Origin of the sequence: Vibrio sp. NFR, from assembly GCF_027587095.1 — a bacterium.
Taxonomy (GTDB): Bacteria; Pseudomonadota; Gammaproteobacteria; order Enterobacterales; family Vibrionaceae; genus Vibrio; species Vibrio harveyi.
Window position 1 is genome coordinate 13369 of the sequence record NZ_JAPPTN010000023.1, and the last position, 20335, is coordinate 33703.

Here is a 20335-nt window from a genome sequence, read left to right on the forward strand (position 1 = left end):
AGTTGCAAATTTAGCGAACGACAAACTCTGGTATGAAATTAGATTGCCAGTAAAATGAATGAACTTCAAGCAAAGGGACGCTGTAATGTTAAGAAAAGGTGAAGTTAACCGTACGAAAAACGCCTATTGGTGTGTTGTCTCAGGAAGCGATGTTTGGCTGGTGGATGGTGCTATCCCATTTGGCAATGCAGAGCAGTTCTCACTGCCAGAAGCGAGTGCAAGGCAGATAGGTGAATATCAAGATGCCCCGGTGATGTGGGTAAACCTGTCGGATTTAGACCACGATTTAGAGCTTGTATCTTTGCGTGATTGTCTCCATTTCTCAGACTCCCTTTTTCTTTTAATCAGTAAAGCCATTCAGTATGGTCATATGACACAAAGTCTGCGTTTTTGTCCGCAATGCGGTGGTCGCAATTTCCTCAATAACAATCAATTGGCAATGCAGTGTGGTGAGTGCCGTACTTTGCATTATCCGCGTATTTTCCCATGCATCATTGTCGCTGTGCGTAAAGACAACCAAATCTTGCTAGCTCAGCACCCTCGCCATCGAAATGGCATGTATACCGTAATTGCGGGCTTTTTAGAGGTGGGTGAAACCTTGGAGGAGTGTGTGACACGCGAGGTGCACGAAGAAACCGGCGTACACGTTAAAAATATTCGCTATTTTGGCAGCCAACCATGGGCCTTTCCATCCAGTATGATGATGGCATTTCTTGCGGATTACGAGTCTGGTGAATTGAATCCTGATTACACCGAGCTGTCTGATGCTCAATGGTTTGGCGTTGATGATATGCCGCCAGTAGCCCCAAAAGGGACAATCGCAAGAGCATTAATTGAGCAAACAATTAGTGATATTCAGCAGGCTTGAGAGCCGACTCGTAAAGCGATTAAAGGAAAATGTAGAATCACTTTTGAGACAAAGGGGATTGTTAGACTGACCTAGCACAGCATTCTGTAATGACACAATGATTAATAAAGGAGTATGTCTAATGAAATACAGATCAGCGTTATGGCTAGGTATTGCGTCTTTTTCTTTGGTAAGTGTTTCGGCACAGGCAAGTATTGAAGTGAAAGCGAAGCGTATGTTGACCGAAAATACAATGACGGAAAACGTCGCAAAAGTGCAAACCGCTTGTGGCAATGAAGTTCTTGAAACAAACTTTGACTGGGCTGCGTGGGATGACTACGACTTTGCTGAAGCTCGTTTAGATAAAGTAAAAACCACAGGTTGGCTGGGTGGCTTAATCAACTATATCTACGATGATATGGTTAAGCTATGCACGACGACTGAACATGCCGCACTTTATAAAGAAGAGTTCCAAAAAGTTCAACAAATCCAATTTGTTGGTCAAGACTCTGTGAAGGCGCGTAAAGCAGGTTTCTCTCTTGATGATGGTGGCAGTGTGCTTAAAGTCGCTTTGAACCCGAACGCGGCTTACGACTCTTCAACGCTGAAATATCTCAAGCAAGCGTGGAACTAAGGTAATGAAAAAAATACTCTTCCCCTTAGTTGCCATGGCTTCAAGCTTTTCTGCGGTCGCTGAAGAGCGTTACTCTATGGAAGATTTAACCGCTCTTCATAAAGCACAAAGCTGGAATGAGCTGCTCTATCATGCCAATGATATTCGTCCATCACAGCGAGATGATGCTTGGCAAGGACTGGTGGCAGATGCTGCAACAGGAGCTTTCAATAGTTACGTTTCTTCCGGAGCCGCTGATAGCGCTATTGGTTTAGGGCAGCAGCTACTCACTGAGTATGCGTTTCTGTCTCAATCCAGTGATTTTACTCAAAGCTTTGCAAAAGCCTTAGTTCCGGCAGCGCAATCTTGTATCAAGTATTCGATGGAAGGGTGTGTAGAGAGCTACGGACAACTGCTCGCCGAACTCTCTCCTGCGGGTAACGTAAGTTTTGAAGAAGGGACTAAGGTGTTCCAAAATGTCTCTAAATCTCTCGCGATTCCATTCTATGCCGCTGCAGTCAAGCAGTCTCCGGAATACTGTGCAGATGAAAAGGTCTCGAATGCGCTGCTGTATACGCTTGATCGACCGAGTAATTCTCAGTTTGCATTGGCAAAAGAAGTCGCAACAAATGGGTGTGCTAACACGGCACTAACAAACTTTGAGAATTACATTATTGACTCGCAATCGGTGCGGGAGACCTTGTGTCCGACTTACCTATCCAAAGGATATGTAAAAGGGGTCATGAAAAAAGTTTGCCAATCATGATTATGAAATATGAAGCCACCGCAAGGTGGCTTTTTTAATTCATTGAAAAATAGATAAAAAAAACCCTCCGAGAGGGAGGGGGTAAGTAAGATGTCGTTATGAGATGCTGAGTACCGGGTACTCAGTTTATAATTGTAGTTTTCGCTAGCGAACAAATTTTTAACACTGATACCGATTGGGTGCAAATTAAGCACTGATTTAAAAGTTAATAACTTGATCCAGGTTGCAAAGCACACAGCTATTAGCCTTAAATCAGTGATAGAATACCCCCTTTCAAAGAAAGCCTAACAATTGGAATTACGGAATGACTGAATTAAAAAATGATCGTTATCTGCGTGCCCTTTTAAAAGAGCCAGTAGATTACACGCCAGTATGGATGATGCGTCAGGCAGGTCGTTACCTACCAGAATACAAAGCAACTCGTGCGCAAGCGGGCGATTTCATGTCTTTGTGTAAAAACGCGGAGTTGGCGTCAGAAGTAACGCTTCAACCACTACGCCGTTTTCCTCTTGATGCAGCGATCTTGTTCTCTGACATCCTAACTATCCCAGATGCAATGGGCTTAGAACTTCGTTTTGCTGCTGGTGAAGGTCCGGTTTTCGATAAACCAATCACTTGCAAAGCAGACGTTGAAAAGATCGGTCTGCCGGATCCAGAAGGCGAACTGCAATACGTAATGAATGCAGTGCGTCAAATCCGCAAAGACTTGAATGGTGACGTTCCACTGATTGGTTTCTCTGGTAGCCCATGGACACTGGCGACTTACATGGTTGAAGGCGGTAGCTCGAAAGCGTTCACCAAGATCAAGAAGATGATGTACGCAGAACCACAAACTCTGCATCTACTTCTAGATAAGCTAGCAGACAGCGTTATCGAGTACCTAAACGCGCAAATTAAAGCGGGTGCACAATCGGTGATGGTATTTGATACATGGGGTGGTGTACTGACACCTCGTGACTACAACCTGTTCTCTCTGCAATACATGCACAAGATTGTAGATGGTCTGATTCGTGAAAACGACGGTCGCCGTGTACCAGTAACGCTGTTCACTAAGAACGGTGGTATGTGGCTTGAGCAAATCGCAGCAACGGGCTGCGATGCGGTAGGTCTAGACTGGACAATCAACATCGCAGACGCGAAAGCGCGTATCGGTGATAAAGTGGCTCTACAAGGTAACATGGACCCATCAATGCTTTACGCTTCACCAGAGCGTATCCGTGAAGAAGTCGCGGGTATTCTAGAAGGCTTTGGCGATGCAGGTACTGGTCACGTGTTCAACCTAGGTCACGGTATCCACTTGGATGTGCCGCCAGAAAACGCAGGTGTGTTTGTGGAAGCGGTACACGAGCTATCTAAGCCATACCACAAGTAACTTCGACTTTTTGAAATCAAATACCGGCAATCAGTGCCGGTATTTTTTTACCTGAAACTCAAGATTGTACAGCTTTGATAGTATTTGGTCTGCCATGATCTAATTACTATTCTAGCTGTACGTTATATATTAAAGTTTAATATAAACAAAGGCTTATGATTGCGGATTTTATGTTCTAATTTTCTTGTACAGATAAGCAAGCAATTAGATCATAGGTAACCTAAAGCATCGAATGAACGCGTTTTTTAAGATATGGCACGACGTCAGATTCAAACCAAGGGTTCTTCTTTAACCACAATGTGTTGCGTGGAGAAGGGTGGGGAAGTGGAATAAAGTCAGGTTCCCAATCCTGCCATTGCTGAACAGTTTGCGTGAGCGTCTTTGGTTTGTTGGTGAGATAGTACTGCTGTGAGTACTGACCAATCAGTAGCGTCAGCTCTATATTGGGCAACTGCTCAAGAATCTGTTTATGCCAAGCTGGCGCACATTCTTTACGAGGTGGTAGATCACCTGAGTTTCCTTTACCTGGATAACAGAAGCCCATTGGGACAATGGCAATTTTGTTTGGGTCGTAGAAAATGTCTTTGTCGATATCGAGCCATTGGCGTAACCGATCGCCGCTTGGATCGTTCCAAGGTATCGAGGTTTTGTGTACGCGCGTTCCCGGCGCTTGTCCGATGATTAGAATGCGTGCGTCTTTTGCGGCTTGTACGATAGGGTTTGCACCCAAAGGTAAATCGTCTGCACAGATCTGGCAGGCACGTACTTGCTTTAGCAATGTTTCTAAAGACATAAGATGGTTAATACCCTTTATCGAAATCGACCTGATTATTAAGAGAGAAACCGTCTCGCCAACTCAAGTAGTTATCTGCAAAAATGTCGACCACTTGCTCAGGGAAACTCAATGCTGCGATGTGGGGTGTGATGGTTACCTGCGGAAGTTTCCAAAACGGATGTTGCGGCGAGAGTGGTTCTTGTTCAAATACATCGAGAAAAGCATGTTCCACCCAGCGATTCTTGAGCGCGAGCAATAGACCTACATCATCAATCACATCACCTCTTCCGACATTAAATAACAGTGCCTGATTAAGGTGGCTTAACACTTCACTATTGAGTAAGCGCTGCGTATCCGGTGTGCTCGGTAGCGTATTCACGACAATATCCGCTTGGTGAAAAGCGCTTGCTAATTCATTGATGTGATAGGTTTGAGTAAATTCACCGCCAGAGGTTGGAATCCCGGTACGATTCACTCCGATAGTCTTTATTCCCATCAATTGCGCTGCATTCCCCAAGTAGCTACCAATGCTGCCTGTACCAACAATCACCATAGTTTTGCTTTGCAGCGAGGTGTACAGATGCGGTTGCCACTGCTTGTTCTGCTGTTGCTGGTGGTATTGCATAAAGTGGCGGAAGTGAGCAATGCAGTAGCCAATTACGTACTCGGCAATTAATGGTCCGAAAATGCCGCGTACGTTGGTTAAAGTGTAATCATGGCGTAGATTTGGTGACATTAAGGCATTCACACCAGCAAATGTGGATTGCACCCACTCAAGCTGTGAAAACTCGTCTAACCTTTGTGATAGTAATGGTGGATCCGCCAGTACGATCTGAGCTTCTTCAGGTTGGTCGGTGAGGCAAAGATCGGGCAGATTTTTCTCTGCCAGTAACGTTTCGTAGGTGTCGCGATGCTCTGAGAGCAGGAAAATCTGATTTGGATGCTGCATTAACTTTTTTCCCTGTGATGAATCAAGTACACTTTCGCTGTTTTTTTCTTCAATGATTGAGTGACTATGCTTAAGAATCCTCTTCAGGTTCGTTTGGAAAAACTAGAACCTTGGCAACAAATTACCTTCATGGCGTGTCTGTGTGAACGCATGTATCCAAACTATGCGATGTTTTGTGAGAATACAGAATTTGCTGAGCCACGTGCTTACCGAGCGATTCTTGATAGTGTATGGGAAATTCTGACGGTTAAGAACGCGAAAATTAACTTCGAACGTCAATTAGAGAAGTTAGAAGAGTTGTTCCCAAGTGCGGATGAATTCGATTTTTACGGTGTTTACCCAGCGATGGACGCGTGTCAGAGCCTGTCGACATTGTTGCATGGCCTGTTGGATCGCGACTACCTTTTCGACTCAATGCTTAAAGTGAGCCAACAGTCGGTAAAAACCGTTGCTGACCTAGAACAAGCACAAGGTGCGGAGCCAATCACCAACGACAATCAAAAAGAAAATGAAGCCGTATGTGAAGAGTGGGATGTTCAATGGGCAATCTTCCGTCCACTGCGTGAAGCGGTGGAACGCGACATCTGCTTGATTAAAGATTTGCGTGAAGAGCTACGTGAAGACGCCGTGAGCAATATCGGCATCACACTTTAATTATTGAATAGACAGAACAAAGGCATCCAAATTGGATGCCTTTTTATTTTTGCATATGGGCTGTTATGCCCAGTACTGATTACGATTCTTTAGATTCTGGCTTCGTTGGCTCTTGAGCTTCTGGCTCTTTGTCCTGTTTCTCCAGCCCTTCCTCTTCTTCATCGTCATCGCGGCTTTCAATTACGCCGTGCTTTTCTTTCCAGCTTTCCCAGCGTTGGTAAGCCAGTTCTTGCATGTCTGTGCTCTTATCCGCTTCATCGATGATCTCTTCACCCAATAGGTGCTCAAAGATGTCTTCTAGCGTTACCAAGCCTTGTACTGTGCCGTATTCGTCAACCACAAGCGCTAGCTGCAGACGGTGAGTCATCATTTGGTCAAATACTTTTGGTAGAGCTGTGTTGTTCAGTACCACTTGGATTGGACGCATGACCGAACCGAGTTGTTTTTGACCACTGCCCGATTGTTGCAGCTTGAACAGCTCTAGACGGTGCACAAAACCAATGATGTTATCTTTCTGTTCGCTGTAAACCAGTGGGCGAGAGAAAGGCGTCTCTTTATGCTTCTCTAGGAAGTCGTTGATGGTCATGGTTGCGTCTACGCGGAATACGACCGGACGCGGTGTCATGACTTGTGTTACTGGCACGTCTTGAATGCCCAGTAGGTTGCTCAGGATCTTTGATTCGCCTTCTGCGAACTCTCCGCTCTCTTTTGCCAGAATGGCCATAGCAGATAACTCATCGCGCATCTTCGGTGCTTCGTGGTTACGAGCTAGGCGCTTAGTGATTTGCTCAGAGAACCATACGAATGGCGTTAGTGCCCATACCATCCAGCGCAGCGATACCGCCGCAGATGGTGCAAGTTGGCGCCAGTAAGTTGCACCAATCGTCTTAGGTACAATTTCTGATAGAACAAGAATCGCCAGTGTCAGTACCGCAGAGAAGATACCTAGTGCTTCGCTACCGAACACTACCGCCGCTTGTGCACCTGCCGTTGCTGCACCGATAGTGTGAGCAATGGTGTTCAGGGTCAGGATCGAAGCCAGTGGTCGGTCGATGTCTGCTTTCAGTTTTTCTAACTGAGCAGAAGCAGGGTGCCCCTGTTGTTTGAGCTGCGCAATGTAGCTCGGACTGATACTAAGAAGTACCGCCTCCAGTACCGAACAGATAAACGAAATGCCGATAGCAATAGAGATATAAATGGATAACAGCAGCATAGTTGCCCTTGAATGTAATGTGATAGTCGGGATTTTAAGCGATTATAACCGCAAAAGCGCCCTATAAATCGTTCTAATTGCATTAGAAAGCAAGCGCTTTGCCCGTACAAGTAGTAACAAATTGTGAGTTATTACTCATATTATGGCTAAAACTACGTCAGAAAATCGAAAGATCGCTTACAAACCTTTGCCAGATGGGGCATTTATGTTTTAGAGTGAGATGAATTCGATAACATATGAGAAGGGAAACCTAATGAACAAGACCCAATTAATCGACTTTATTGCAGAGAAAGCAGACCTATCTAAAGCACAAGCTAAAGCTGCTCTTGAAGCAACTCTTGAGGGTGTTACTGGCGCTCTTAAAGAGGGTGACCAAGTTCAACTAATTGGTTTTGGTACATTCAAAGTAAACCACCGCGCTGCACGTACTGGTCGTAACCCTAAGACTGGTGACGAGATTCAAATCGCAGCAGCTAACGTACCAGCATTCGTAGCAGGTAAAGCGCTGAAAGAATCAGTAAACTAAGTTAAAATGCACCGAGGTATCCTGCCTCGGTGCAATTTCATGAAAAAACATCTACTCACTTCACTCCTTTTATCAAGCCTCGCTCTTGTTGGCTGTTCTTCTGTTGAAACCCCAAACCTTGACCAATTTACCCATTTCTCTGGCGGGAAAATCATGGGTGATGCCACCAGTTTGTATTGGATGACAGAACGTCTGACACGCGTTAGTACGGCTGCAGACTACGTAGCTATGGGTGATTCCGGCTCGTATCAGAGTGATTATCGCTGGGACGATGGTGAGCTAAGAGAGTTGATTCGAAAAGGTGAGCAACTCGATACAAAACAAGGATTGGTGCCTTTTCAAATCCACATTCGATTCAATAAAGATGGCGATGCGATCTATCAGCAATACCGTGTGAACGGGAAAGTGCTGCCTTTACGACGTGATCAGCTAGAGCGTTACAAGACAGAAGCGAATGATGTGGTTGCTTCGATCAAGAGTCAATCTCGCGAAGGTCAGAGTTTAATTCAGGGCTATTGGGATGGCGAGACGTTCGAAACCTGCAAAGGACGTGAGTTCGCGACGCTAGAATTTAACCAGACTTTACCTAAGTTTGTGATTGATAGATTGGCATCGGTAGATAGCTACATTGCATTTATCGGCAAAGAGTCACGTAATACAGCAACTGTTGACGAATTGTTGATGCTCAATGATGACAACTTTGATTGTATCCCACGACCAAAGCTGATCTCTGAATAAGTTCTGAGCTTAGCTTCATGCTAGTGGAGTCACATGAATAAAAAGGCGCTTAATGCGCCTTTTGTCTTTTTAGCCAACTGAAGTTGTTTTTATTTTTCTTGCTCACGTGCGATTGCACGGTAGCCGATATCGTTGCGATGGAACATGCCATCCCAACTGATCTGTTTTGCAAGTTCATAAGCGCGTTGCTGTGCTTCTGATACGCTGTTACCAAGTGCTGTTGCACAAAGTACACGGCCGCCGTTTGTCACAATGTCGCCGTCTTTGTTGTTTGTACCTGCGTGGAAGACCTTCTCACCTTCAATTTCAACTTGTGGAAGACCTGAGATAACGTCGCCCTTGTCGTACGCAGCAGGGTAGCCTCCGGCGGCTAACACAATACCAATCGATGCTCGTGGATCCCATTTTGATTCCACTTGATCCAGTTTGGCATCAATAGCAGTCAGACATAGATCAACAAGATCCGATTCCATGCGCATCATGATCGGTTGCGTTTCTGGATCACCAAAGCGGCAGTTGTACTCGATCACTTTCGGCGTACCGTCTTTATCGATCATTAAACCCGCGTATAGGAAACCTGTGTAAGGGTTGCCTTCTGAAGCCATCCCACGCACTGTTGGGTAAATCACTTCTTCCATGATGCGGTTATGAATTTCAGATGTTACCACTGGAGCAGGAGAGTAAGCGCCCATGCCGCCTGTGTTTGGACCGGTATCTTTGTCGCCTACGCGTTTGTGGTCTTGGCTGGTGGCCATTGGCAAAACGTTCTCACCATCCACCATCACGATGAAGCTTGCTTCTTCCCCATCTAGGAATTCTTCGATAACCACACGACTGCCAGCATCACCAAATGCATTACCCGCTAGCATATCCTTGATGGCGTCTTCAGCTTCTTCTAGTGTCATTGCCACAATCACGCCTTTGCCAGCGGCAAGACCATCAGCTTTGACTACAATTGGTGCACCTTGTTCACGTACGTAAGCGAGTGCAGGCTCGATTTCAGTGAAGTTTGCGTATGCTCCCGTCGGGATTTGGTGACGAGCAAGAAAGTCTTTAGTAAACGCTTTAGAGCCTTCAAGCTGCGCTGCTGCTTGTGTTGGACCAAAGATTGGCAGACCGGCTTCTCGGAAAGCATCCACAACACCGATAACCAATGGTGCTTCAGGACCAACGATGGTCAACTCAATGGCTTTCTCTTTTGCGAATGCAACCAGACCTGCGATGTCTTCTACTGCGATATTTACGTTCTCTAGTTTAGGCTCTAGTGCTGTGCCTGCGTTACCCGGAGCAACGAAGATAGTCTCAACATTTGGGTTTTGCGCCGCTTTCCAACCTAGTGCGTGTTCACGACCGCCTGAACCAATGATAAGTACATTCATGTTTTAAACCTTCAATCAAAATTGATAGTAGTAGAACTAGAAAATGTTTGAGCAACACGAAAGGAAAGTGTTGCTCATCTCGGAGCGCAACGCTCTTGTATCCAGTAGCGAAGCGCTCTCGCATCTTTTCTTTCTAGTGGCGGAAGTGACGCATACCTGTAAAGATCATTGCCATGCCGTGTTCGTCTGCTGCTGCGATAACTTCGTCATCACGCATCGAGCCGCCAGGTTGAATCACACACTTGATGCCAGCTTCTGCTGCTGCATCGATACCATCACGGAATGGGAAGAACGCATCAGATGCCATTACGCTACCTGCGACTTCTAGACCTTCGTCTGCTGCTTTGATTCCCGCAATTTTCGCTGAGTAAACGCGGCTCATTTGACCTGCGCCTACGCCGATGGTCATGTCACCTTTCGCGTAAACAATCGCGTTAGATTTCACGTATTTCGCTACTTTCCAGCAGAACAGTGCATCTTTCAGCTCTTCTTCTGTTGGCTGGCGCTTAGAAACCACTTTTAGGTCGTCTAGGCTTACCATGCCTTGGTCACGGTCTTGAACCAGTAGACCGCCATTCACGCGTTTCACGTCAAAGCCCGTTGTCTTCGTTGACCATTCGCCACACTCAAGTAGACGCACGTTCTTCTTCGCTGCAACCACTTCAATCGCTTCAGCGGAAACAGAAGGTGCGATGATGACTTCAACGAATTGACGTTCAACAATAGCGGTTGCTGTTTCAGCATCTAGCTCTTGGTTGAATGCAATGATGCCGCCGAATGCAGATGTTGGGTCAGTTTGGTAAGCGCGGTTGTACGCTTCTAGGATGTCTTTACCTAGAGCCACACCACATGGGTTCGCGTGTTTTACGATCACACATGCTGGTTCGTTGAACTCTTTCACACACTCAAGTGCTGCATCTGTGTCTGCGATGTTGTTGTAAGAAAGGGCTTTACCTTGGATTTGGCGAGCAGTAGAAACAGACGCCTCTTGTGGGTTTGCTTCTACGTAAAAAGCAGCTGCTTGGTGGCTATTCTCACCGTAGCGCATATCTTGTTTTTTCTCGAACTGTTGGTTGAATGTTCGAGGGAATTTGCTCTTGTTTTCAGGAGAAGGTTCATCACCTTCTTTGTTCTCACCGTAAGATGGAACCATAGTGCCGAAGTAGTTTGCGATCATGCCATCGTAAGCCGCAGTGTGCTCAAATGCTGCGATAGCAAGGTCGAAACGGGTATCTAGAGTAAGGGATTTGTCGTTTGCATCCATCTCTGCGATTACGCGCTGGTAATCACCTGCGTTAACGACGATAGTCACGTCTTTGTGGTTTTTCGCAGCAGAGCGAACCATAGTTGGACCGCCGATATCGATGTTTTCAACTGCGTCAGCTAGAGTACAACCCTCTTTTGCTACGGTTTCTGCGAATGGGTATAGGTTAACAACAACCATATCGATAGGGTTGATGCCGTGTTTTTCCATCACGTCATCATCTTGACCACGGCGACCCAGTACACCACCGTGAACTTTCGGGTGAAGCGTCTTAACGCGACCGTCCATCATTTCTGGGAAACCAGTGTAGTCAGAGACTTCGGTTACTGCGATGCCTTGCTCAGCAAGTAGACGAGCCGTACCACCAGTAGATAGGATATCGACACCGCGCTCAGCAAGAGCTTGTGCAAACTCAACAATACCTGTTTTGTCTGATACGCTGATAAGCGCACGGCGAATAGGACGAGCGTTGTTCATGCTTCCATTTTCCTCAAATTCACGGAGTTAAAGATGTTTGCCAAAAATGAACTTGTTTTTACCTCATGGGGTAAAATATTGGCCAGTTTTGGTAAAGACCTTTGCAGGTGTTTTCATGCTTAGAAAACAGTCTCCACTATTTGATGGCGCGTATTCTAACCAATTTATTACAAAAAAGCTCGCGCAATCGTTTGGCATCTCAAAAATAATTGCAAAAAACTCGATCTTTGGCTTTAAAAGTAACGAGATAGTTAATAAGGAAAGTTATGTTTCAGATAGGTGAACTGGCGAAACGCTGTGGTGTGACTGCCGATACATTACGTTTCTACGAAAAAAATACACTGATCCAGCCCGCAGGGCGAAGTGAATCGGGCTATCGCTTATACAACGAAGAAAACCAAAAACAGGTACGCTTCATTCTCAAAGCGAAAGAGCTTGGCTTAAGTTTAGAGGAAATAAAAGAGCTTCTAGAAATCAAATTAGAAGCGACAGAACACAGCTGTGCAGAAGTAAAAGCTATCACTTCTGCAAAGTTAACTTTAATTGATGAAAAAATAGCGGAACTGACAAAGATTCGCACCGCATTAAAGAAGATCAACGACGCTTGCTGTGGGCATAACAATGACGATGCCAGCCATTGTTCTATCCTCGCAGCCCTTGAGTAGCGTGCTACTTAATTTAAGTTTGCATTTTTGGCGGCTTGCTTTTCTAGGTTCAAGCCGTTTTCCCACCTATAATCTCGGCTTTAGTCGACTGTAAGAATGTGTAGTCCTATCTATTCCTAAAGCGACGCTGTCTATTAGATACGAGAGTTTTCATACATGGTTGGAGTCTATTTTCAAATCAATGACTGGGTTTTGAGCGTTGATGAAAATAAGCTGTATCGACAAGACAGGGAAGTTACCGTTGAGCCACGCTTAATTAATTTGCTGCATTTTCTTGCAGAGCACGCTAGTGAAGTATTCAACCGCGAAGAGCTGATCCAATACGTTTGGGCGGGTGCGATTGTGACTGACCAAGTTGTGACGCAATCCATTTTTGAACTGCGTAAACTGCTGCGCGACGGTCGAGAAGAAAACACCAGCTACGTGATCACTGTGCCTAAACGTGGTTACAAGTTGGTAGCAAATGTGACGCCGATGACGCACGAGGAATTCCTCGCTCGCCGCCATTGTGATACAGAGATTCTTGCTCCGATCGTAGAAGAAATCGAAGAAGAACAATCAGAAATCTCAACTTCTACGATTGCATTTCCGGCAGGTCCGTTAACTCGCGCTGTATGCGAGATGTCAAAAGAGAAAAAAGCACCGCGCAAGCCGAATAAAATCAGCCCTTGGCGATTAGGTTTCATGAACTTCATTTGGATCAGTATTTTGGTCGTGGTGATGGGGGTGTTTACCTATAAGCAATCTGAAGTGCGCATTACGCAAGCCATTGATACTCACCTTATCGAATTCAAGTTTCAGGATAACTTCAGCAAAGAAGGTCGTAGCTATGACTTAGCCGACGGGTTTGCACAGAAGTTGATGGCAGATGTGGCTCAAGTCAGTGATTATCGAGTCATGTTGAAAAAGGCGACCTTTACTACTGGTATTGTACCGGGTAAGTCTGTGGTGGTACGTGTTAAAGAAAACGACGGTGGCAGCTTCCTTGAGGTGGAATATCGCAATAACTCCTCAGAAAAGGTTTTGTTCAGCCGCCAATACGCGTTAACCAATAGCCATTTGAAGTCGGTTATGCAGCAAGCCTCTCTAGATTTGATGCGCGCATTAAAAGTGCCAGATGCAAAATTAAAATCCAAGGTGCTGGTGGCGGGTATGCCAATGAACCCAGACGCATTGGAGCTGTTTGTTGAGGCAAACCACTACTTGAATGTGTCGGATGCGAATCAATTCCAGCACGGTATCGACTTGATGGAGAGAATTCTCGAGATTGAACCGGATAACGCTTATGTACAAGCTGAGCTGTTGATTGCCTATCATGTGCAGAAGGCGCTTGATCCTGCATTGGAGCTGAGAAAAGGCAGAGTTCAGCAGTTGAGTGAGAAATTGGAAACCAATTCAAAGATGATGGTGGGACCAATTCAGCCACGTATTTATGAAGCGTTAGCGCTGCATGAGACCATTGCAGGTGACATCGATTTGGCTAAGCAGCATTTGAATCAAGCTCTCGAGGTTCGAGACTCAGTTCTGTCTTATGTCATTAGAGGCAAGCACGCGGAATTGGATGGTGATTTGGATTGGGCAAGTGAGTCTTACAGTGAAGCCTTCTATATAGATACATCTGTAGAGACCTATTTGCTGTGCGAAAACTTGGTCTTTCCAAGCAATATGAAGGCGATTGATTACGCCATGTATCGAGCAGTGCACCCTTCTGTGGTTCGTATGTTGTAGTAAGCCCTCTTTTATCAATCAGAGACACTTAGCCCTTCACTTCGGTGAGGGGCTTTTTTGTCTCTACGTTATTAAATCGCTATCTTCTTGCTTTTTGAATAGAGCTTGCTTTACAGGGGGGGTAGGCTTTTCATTCTATCTTCTATCTTCTATCTTCTATCTTCTATCTTCTATCTTCTATCTTCTATCTTCTATCTTCTATCTTCTATCTTCTATCTCACCATCTTTGTATTTTGCTTGTGTTTAATGAGCGGCTCTTATCGAGTTTTTGCTAGATCTACCTTTTTTCCCCATTGCTCTACCTTTGGTTTGTGTACTTATTGCCTGTCACAACCACACTGTTGTTTATGTGTACTTACGTTGGTATCTATGCAGAACGAGGGGAAAAGAAGAGGGAAGTTTGATGTAAGTCAACGGAGCAATAAAGGTAGGAAAAAGCGGCGTCAACAGTTTGGGTAATTAGCCATGGTTTCTTTTGATGTTGATAGAGGTTGATAAGCTTGATGGAAAATTTGTTGAGGTTGATGTTTTTAGGTTTCCGGTAAGAGCGTTTGATGTTATTGGGCTAACTTTCTGTATTTATTGGTTTTATATTTTTGTGTTTATAAGGTTTATCTCAACTTTATACCGATGGGCTAATTGTTTTATTGATAACGCCAAGTTTATTTTTTTCCCAGTTTTTGGGCGTAGTCTTCACTTCGAAATTTAGCGAGGTCGAGCAGATTCCTCCTCATAGCATCTCGCTAATAACCATTCAGTTTGAGTCATGTTGACTCGAGTAGAATAGATTTGGAGATGTTATGTCATCGAATGCGAAAAAAATCGGCCTTATTGCCTGTACGGGTGTCGTAGCCGGTAACATGATGGGTAGTGGTATTGCACTATTACCTTCTAGTCTTGCCTCTGTAGGCTCTGTTTCAATCTTCAGTTGGCTGATCTGTTTGGTCGGTGCACTGAGTCTGGCGTTCGTTTACGCTCGTCTGGCAACCAAAAACCCACAAGAAGGTGGTCCTATCGCTTATGCTGGCGAAGTGTCTCCGGTATTTGGTTTCCAAACGGGCGTTCTTTATTACCACGCGAACTGGATCGGTAACCTGGCTATTGCCATTACAGGTGTTTCTTACCTTTCAGTATTCTTCCCTGTGCTTAATAACCCAATCCCAGCAGGTATTGCGACGATTGCATCGGTATGGATCTTCACTTTCGTCAACCTACTTGGTGGTAGCTGGGTAAGCCGTCTATGTACGCTTGGTCTAGTTCTTATCCTTATCCCGGTTGTTGGTACAGCTGCATTTGGTTGGACGCACTTCGATACTGCGCTTTACAGCCAAAACTGGAACGTATCAGCAGGCACTGACAGCCACGCGGTAGTAACAGCGGTTCTTATCTGTCTATGGTCATTCGTAGGTGTGGAATCAGCAGCGGTATCTACCGGTATGGTAGAAAACCCTAAACGCACTGTACCACTAGCAACTATGTTGGGTACTGGTATCGCAGGTGTGATTTACATCCTATCAACTCAAATGATCAGCGGCATGTTCCCAGCGTCAGAAGTTGCGGCATCAGGTGCGCCATTTGCACTAGCAACCACTGAGCTATTCGGTAGCTGGACAGCACCATTCGTATCAGCATTCACAGCGCTAGCATGTTTCACTTCGCTAGGTTCTTGGATGATGCTAGTAGGTGAAGCAGGTAAACGCGCAGCAAACGACGGCAACTTCCCTAAAATCTACGGCGAAACTGACAAAAACGGTGTGCCTAAGAAAGGTCTAATCCTTGCGTCAATCAAGATGACTGCACTGATGGTTGTACTGATGTTCTTCAGCTCTAAAACAGCACACGCATCAGACCTATTCAACCAGCTAACAACTGACGCAGTTCTACTAACTATGCTGCCTTACTTCTACTCAAGCATTAACTTGATTCGCTTCGAAGGTATGACAACACGCAACGGCTTCGTAATGCTGTTCTCTGGTGTGGCTTGTCTGTTCTGCTTCATCGCACTAGCAGGTGCAGAGGGCGGTACGCTAACAGCAACCTTCATCGTGTCTCTAGTTATCTTGATGTTCTACAGCAAAAAAGCAGGTCTTGCTCAGTACGTGAAAATGCACGCTGACGATATGCCTGCCCAAGCAAGCAACTAATCCCCAAAACGCTGGCACTAAGGTGCCAGCCCATAAAACCCAAATTCACGCGGCGCTCACCTTACTCATTGCCTGTAAATGGCAAAGAGCGCCCTCATTCGCCTTGGAGATGTCCAAATGAATATATTCGCTATCTTGAACCACATGGGTGTGTTCTTTAAAGAAGAGCCAGTTCGTCAACTTCACGCTGCTCTTGAGAAAGCGGGCTACGAAGTGGTTTACCCAGTAGATGATAAAGACTTGATCAAAATGATTGAGATGAACCCACGCATTTGCGGTGTGCTGTTCGACTGGGATAAATACTCACTTGAGCTATGTGAACGTATCAGCCAAATCAACGAAAAATTGCCTGTTCACGCATTTGCTAACGAACAGTCTACTCTAGACATTTCACTAACAGACCTACGTCTAAACGTGAGCTTCTTCGAGTACGCTTTAGGTATGGCTGACGACATCGCTATCAAAATCAACCAAGCGACTGAGGCATACAAAGATGCCATCATGCCTCCATTCACTAAAGCGCTATTCAAATACGTAGAAGAAGGTAAATACACCTTCTGTACTCCAGGTCACATGGGCGGTACTGCATTCCAGAAAAGCCCTGCTGGTAGCATCTTCTACGATTTTTACGGTCCAAACACATTCAAAGCGGACGTATCAATTTCAATGCCTGAACTAGGTTCTCTACTAGACCACTCAGGTCCACATAAAGATGCAGAAGAATACATCGCACGTACATTCAATGCAGACAGCTCGTACATCGTAACGAACGGTACGTCTACATCGAACAAAATTGTTGGCATGTACTCAGCACCTGCGGGCAGCACAGTACTGATTGACCGTAACTGTCACAAATCTCTGACTCACCTAATGATGATGAGCGACGTGACACCAATCTACTTCCGCCCAACTCGTAACGCATACGGCATCCTTGGTGGTATCCCACAAAGCGAATTCAGCCGCGATGTAATCGCAGAGAAAGTGGCGAAAACACCAGGTGCAACAGCACCAACTTACGCAGTAGTGACTAACTCAACTTACGATGGCTTGCTGTACAACACACAATTCATCAAAGAGTCGCTAGATTGTAAACACATCCACTTCGACAGTGCTTGGGTGCCTTACACTAACTTCAACCCAATTTACGAAGGTAAATGTGGTATGAGTGGTGAAGCGATGCCAGGCAAAGTGTTCTACGAGACACAATCAACACACAAACTGTTGGCGGCATTCTCACAAGCTTCAATGATTCACGTGAAAGGTGACTTTGATAAAGAATCTTTCAACGAAGCCTTCATGATGCACACTTCAACTTCACCTCAGTACGGCATTGTTGCTTCTACTGAAACTGCAGCGGCAATGATGCGCGGCAACACTGGTAAGAAGTTGATGCAAGACTCTATCGATCGCGCAATCCGCTTCCGTAAAGAGATCAAACGTCTAGAAGCAGAAAGCGACAGCTGGTTCTTCGATGTATGGCAACCAGAAAACATCGATACCACAGAATGTTGGAAACTAGACCCTAGCGACACATGGCACGGCTTCAAGAACATGGATGATAACCACATGTATCTTGACCCAATCAAAGTAACGCTACTGACTCCAGGGATGAATAAAGAAGGCGAACTAGAAGAATCAGGTATTCCTGCTTCGCTGGTGGCTAAATTCCTAGACGAGCGCGGCATCGTGGTAGAGAAAACAGGTCCATACAACTTGTTGTTCCTATTCTCAATCGGTATCGACAAATCAAAAGCAATGCAATTGCTACGCGGTCTAACTGAATTTAAACGTGGCTACGACTTGAACCTAACCATCAAGAGCTTCCTACCTTCGCTATACAACGAAGATCCAAGCTTTTATGAAGGCATGCGCGTTCAAGAACTAGCACAAGCAATTCATGACCTAACTAAGAAATACAACCTACCAGAGCTAATGTACAAAGCGTTCGATGTTCTTCCAGAAATGAAAGTAACACCACACGCAGCATGGCAAGAAGAGCTTCGCGGTAACGTAGAAGAAATCAAACTGGAAGAAATGGTTGGTCGCGTAAGTGCGAACATGATCCTTCCTTACCCTCCAGGTGTGCCACTAGTACTTCCTGGTGAAATGGTGACTCAAGAGTCTCGCCCTGTGCTGGACTTCCTAGAGATGCTTTGTGAGATCGGTGCGCATTACCCAGGTTTCGAAACCGACATCCACGGTCTATACCAACAAAAAGATGGTAGCTACACCGTAAAAGTATTGAAGAACTAAGTTCCTCTCGAAGATGACGCTATTGGGAATGCAAGCATGCTCCACTCTTACGAGCTCAATGCGTCATCGAACAATAACGGCATTTAGATATACCCCTAACTATTCTGTCGTAAAGAGAAGGGCAAGGATGCTCTGATCTTTTCTTCTATATAGAAGAATAACTTTTCCAAGACATCACCTGAAGTACCCCAAGTAAAAAGCAAAGACCAAAAGAGCAGCATGAAAGTGCTGCTCTTTTTTTGCTATCTATATAGAAAAGATATCAACAGCCAAAGCTAGGCAAACTCCATCACGATACGCCCATTAATTTCACCTTTCTCCATATCAGCAAAGATGTCATTGATATCTTCAAGATGTTTAACTTCGGTAATGGCTTTTACTTTTCCTTCTGCTGCGAATTGTAAGCACTCTTGCAAGTCTTTGCGTGTGCCAACAATAGAGCCAATCACTTTGACACCATTTAGCACCGTATCAAAGATAGGGATTGGCATCTCTTCAGGAGGAAGACCAACAAGAACGCATGCGCCACCACGGCGTATGGAGTGATAAGCCTCTTGGAATGCAGGCTTCGATACTGCAGTACATACAACGCCATGCACGCCGCCATTAGTGATGGTCTTAATACGCTCTGATGGTTTCTCTTTCATAAAGTCGATGGTGTGTTGCGCACCTAGACTTTTAGCGAGTGCGAGCTTCTCATCACCAGTATCTACAGCAATAACATTCATGCCCATAGCTACAGCATATTGAATGGCTAAATGACCTAAACCACCTGCACCGACAATTGCCACCCATTGACCTGGTTTTACATCTGTTACTTTGAGCGCCTTATAAGTGGTAACACCTGCACAGAAGAGGGGAGCTGCATCCACATAGCTTAAGCCATCTGGAATCTTCACGACGTACTCACCATGAGCAAGACAGAACTCTGCATAACCGCCATCAACGGAATAACCAGCGTTATGTTGATCTAAACACAGCGTCTCTTGCCCTTCTAAACAATAGTCGCAATGACCACATGCACTATACAACCAAGGAACACCAACACGATCTCCTGCTTTGAGATGATGTATCTCGCTGCCAACTTCGACGATTTCACCCACACCTTCATGTCCTGGTACCAGAGGCATTTTGGGTTTTACCGGCCAATCGCCATGACAAGCGTGCAGATCAGTATGACAAACACCACATGCATGAACCTTTACGAGTACATCACGAGGTTTAACGTTGGGTAAAGGAATATCCTTGATAACAAGCGGACCTTTAAATTCACTAACAACTGCGGCTTTCATGAATAACTCTCCAATAATGATAACGAGAATCATTCTTGATCGATATGTAAGGAAGTGCAGTGATCTGAATCAAAAATCGATTTTTGTTTAAATAGACCATAGTCGAAACTGGTTATTGGTAAGACGGCTTACCTTTAATTTCTGTGAAAAGAAGAGGAGAACGTGACGAAAAACTACGAGAAGACTGCAATGAAGTCTGACTTTACTCCTCTCTAGGATCGAATAATTACGTCAAAGATCCTCTGTTTTGCCGTATATCTGAACAAAGTGTTTGTTATTTGTTCGGTTGAAAGTTTTTTTGCAAAAAACGCTTGTGCTAATTTCTCAACTCCCTATACTGCGCATCCACCGACACGGAGTGAGACGAAAGTCACACAGCGAGTCGGAAGAGAGAAAAAAGAATTTAAAAAAATGCTTGACTCTCTCACGGTGTGAAGTAAGATACGCACCCCTAACGACGAGCAACTAAGTTGCTGAAAATGTTAGAAAAGCTCTTTAAAAATAAGAACCTATCAATCTGTGTGGGCACTCGTTGATGATAATCCAATTAGAAGCTTCGGCTTCAAATTAGGTTTCAATGAAACGAAGTGACCATTCGAATTGGGAAGCAGCCTTGAGCTGTTTTATTTCACTTTTTAAAAGTGAAAGCCAATAAGAGCACAGTCAATTCAAACATTACT

General features: G+C 45.1%; 17 protein-coding genes. 11 read left to right on the plus strand and 6 right to left on the minus strand.

Annotation, left to right across the window (positions count from 1 at the left end):
- Nucleotides 1–85 precede the first annotated feature (85 nt).
- From nudC to hemE, 4 genes are all read left to right on the plus strand, one after another.
- On the plus strand, nucleotides 86–868 hold the full coding sequence (gene nudC / locus OH463_RS25300) for an NAD(+) diphosphatase (protein WP_005451132.1): 783 nt from the start codon (nucleotides 86–88) through the stop codon (nucleotides 866–868).
- Nucleotides 869–989: 121 nt separating this feature from the next.
- A complete protein-coding gene (locus OH463_RS25305) occupies nucleotides 990–1481 on the plus strand; it encodes a hypothetical protein (protein ID WP_005451133.1) in 492 nt (163 codons plus the stop codon).
- Between the two features lie 4 nt (nucleotides 1482–1485).
- Nucleotides 1486–2226, plus strand: coding sequence for a hypothetical protein (locus OH463_RS25310; protein ID WP_045490586.1), 741 nt, complete (start codon nucleotides 1486–1488; stop codon nucleotides 2224–2226).
- A gap of 304 nt (nucleotides 2227–2530) precedes the next feature.
- Nucleotides 2531–3598 carry a uroporphyrinogen decarboxylase gene (hemE, locus tag OH463_RS25315; RefSeq protein ID WP_005433634.1) on the plus strand — a complete coding sequence of 356 codons (1068 nt, stop codon included), beginning with the start codon at nucleotides 2531–2533 and terminating at the stop codon, nucleotides 3596–3598.
- A gap of 220 nt (nucleotides 3599–3818) precedes the next feature.
- Here the strand turns inward: hemE and OH463_RS25320 are convergent, their stop codons facing one another.
- On the minus strand, nucleotides 3819–4391 hold the full coding sequence (locus tag OH463_RS25320; protein ID WP_009697536.1) for a uracil-DNA glycosylase family protein: 573 nt from the start codon (nucleotides 4389–4391) through the stop codon (nucleotides 3819–3821).
- A 7-nt stretch (nucleotides 4392–4398) separates the two neighbouring features.
- Complete coding sequence (locus OH463_RS25325) at nucleotides 4399–5322, minus strand: D-2-hydroxyacid dehydrogenase (protein ID WP_114321303.1); 924 nt, start codon at nucleotides 5320–5322, stop codon at nucleotides 4399–4401.
- A 66-nt stretch (nucleotides 5323–5388) separates the two neighbouring features.
- Between OH463_RS25325 and OH463_RS25330 the strand changes: the two genes are divergently transcribed.
- Entirely contained in the window at nucleotides 5389–5976 is a 588-nt protein-coding gene (locus OH463_RS25330) for a YjaG family protein (protein WP_005451139.1), read from the plus strand.
- Nucleotides 5977–6055: 79 nt separating this feature from the next.
- Here the strand turns inward: OH463_RS25330 and OH463_RS25335 are convergent, their stop codons facing one another.
- On the minus strand, nucleotides 6056–7189 hold the full coding sequence (locus tag OH463_RS25335) for a CNNM domain-containing protein (RefSeq protein WP_005451141.1): 1134 nt from the start codon (nucleotides 7187–7189) through the stop codon (nucleotides 6056–6058).
- A 253-nt stretch (nucleotides 7190–7442) separates the two neighbouring features.
- Between OH463_RS25335 and hupA the strand changes: the two genes are divergently transcribed.
- On the plus strand, nucleotides 7443–7715 hold the full coding sequence (gene hupA, locus OH463_RS25340) for a nucleoid-associated protein HU-alpha (protein ID WP_005433627.1): 273 nt from the start codon (nucleotides 7443–7445) through the stop codon (nucleotides 7713–7715).
- 39 nt (nucleotides 7716–7754) lie between these two features.
- Complete coding sequence (locus OH463_RS25345; RefSeq protein WP_009699654.1) at nucleotides 7755–8453, plus strand: DUF1481 domain-containing protein; 699 nt, start codon at nucleotides 7755–7757, stop codon at nucleotides 8451–8453.
- An 89-nt stretch (nucleotides 8454–8542) separates the two neighbouring features.
- Here the strand turns inward: OH463_RS25345 and purD are convergent, their stop codons facing one another.
- Together purD and purH are read right to left on the minus strand one after the other, a co-directional pair.
- A complete protein-coding gene (gene purD / locus OH463_RS25350) occupies nucleotides 8543–9832 on the minus strand; it encodes a phosphoribosylamine--glycine ligase (RefSeq protein WP_199451201.1) in 1290 nt (429 codons plus the stop codon).
- Between the two features lie 133 nt (nucleotides 9833–9965).
- Nucleotides 9966–11573, minus strand: coding sequence for a bifunctional phosphoribosylaminoimidazolecarboxamide formyltransferase/IMP cyclohydrolase (gene purH, locus OH463_RS25355; protein ID WP_017191155.1), 1608 nt, complete (start codon nucleotides 11571–11573; stop codon nucleotides 9966–9968).
- A 266-nt stretch (nucleotides 11574–11839) separates the two neighbouring features.
- Here purH and zntR point away from each other — a divergent pair, with 266 nt between their 5' ends.
- The 4 genes from zntR (at nucleotide 11840) to OH463_RS25375 (ending at nucleotide 18363) form a co-directional block, all read left to right on the plus strand.
- Entirely contained in the window at nucleotides 11840–12238 is a 399-nt protein-coding gene (gene zntR / locus OH463_RS25360; protein ID WP_005451151.1) for a Zn(2+)-responsive transcriptional regulator, read from the plus strand.
- A gap of 156 nt (nucleotides 12239–12394) precedes the next feature.
- Entirely contained in the window at nucleotides 12395–13966 is a 1572-nt protein-coding gene (cadC, locus tag OH463_RS25365) for a lysine decarboxylation/transport transcriptional activator CadC (protein ID WP_009697530.1), read from the plus strand.
- Nucleotides 13967–14766: 800 nt separating this feature from the next.
- Nucleotides 14767–16110 (plus strand): cadaverine/lysine antiporter, encoded by a 1344-nt coding sequence (gene cadB / locus OH463_RS25370; RefSeq protein WP_005434864.1) that lies wholly within the window; start codon nucleotides 14767–14769, stop codon nucleotides 16108–16110.
- Nucleotides 16111–16227: 117 nt separating this feature from the next.
- Nucleotides 16228–18363: a lysine decarboxylase CadA gene (locus OH463_RS25375; protein WP_005451159.1), complete on the plus strand. Its 2136-nt coding sequence runs from the start codon at nucleotides 16228–16230 to the stop codon at nucleotides 18361–18363.
- A gap of 275 nt (nucleotides 18364–18638) precedes the next feature.
- Here the strand turns inward: OH463_RS25375 and adhP are convergent, their stop codons facing one another.
- On the minus strand, nucleotides 18639–19655 hold the full coding sequence (gene adhP / locus OH463_RS25380; protein ID WP_009697531.1) for an alcohol dehydrogenase AdhP: 1017 nt from the start codon (nucleotides 19653–19655) through the stop codon (nucleotides 18639–18641).
- Nucleotides 19656–20335 lie beyond the last annotated feature (680 nt).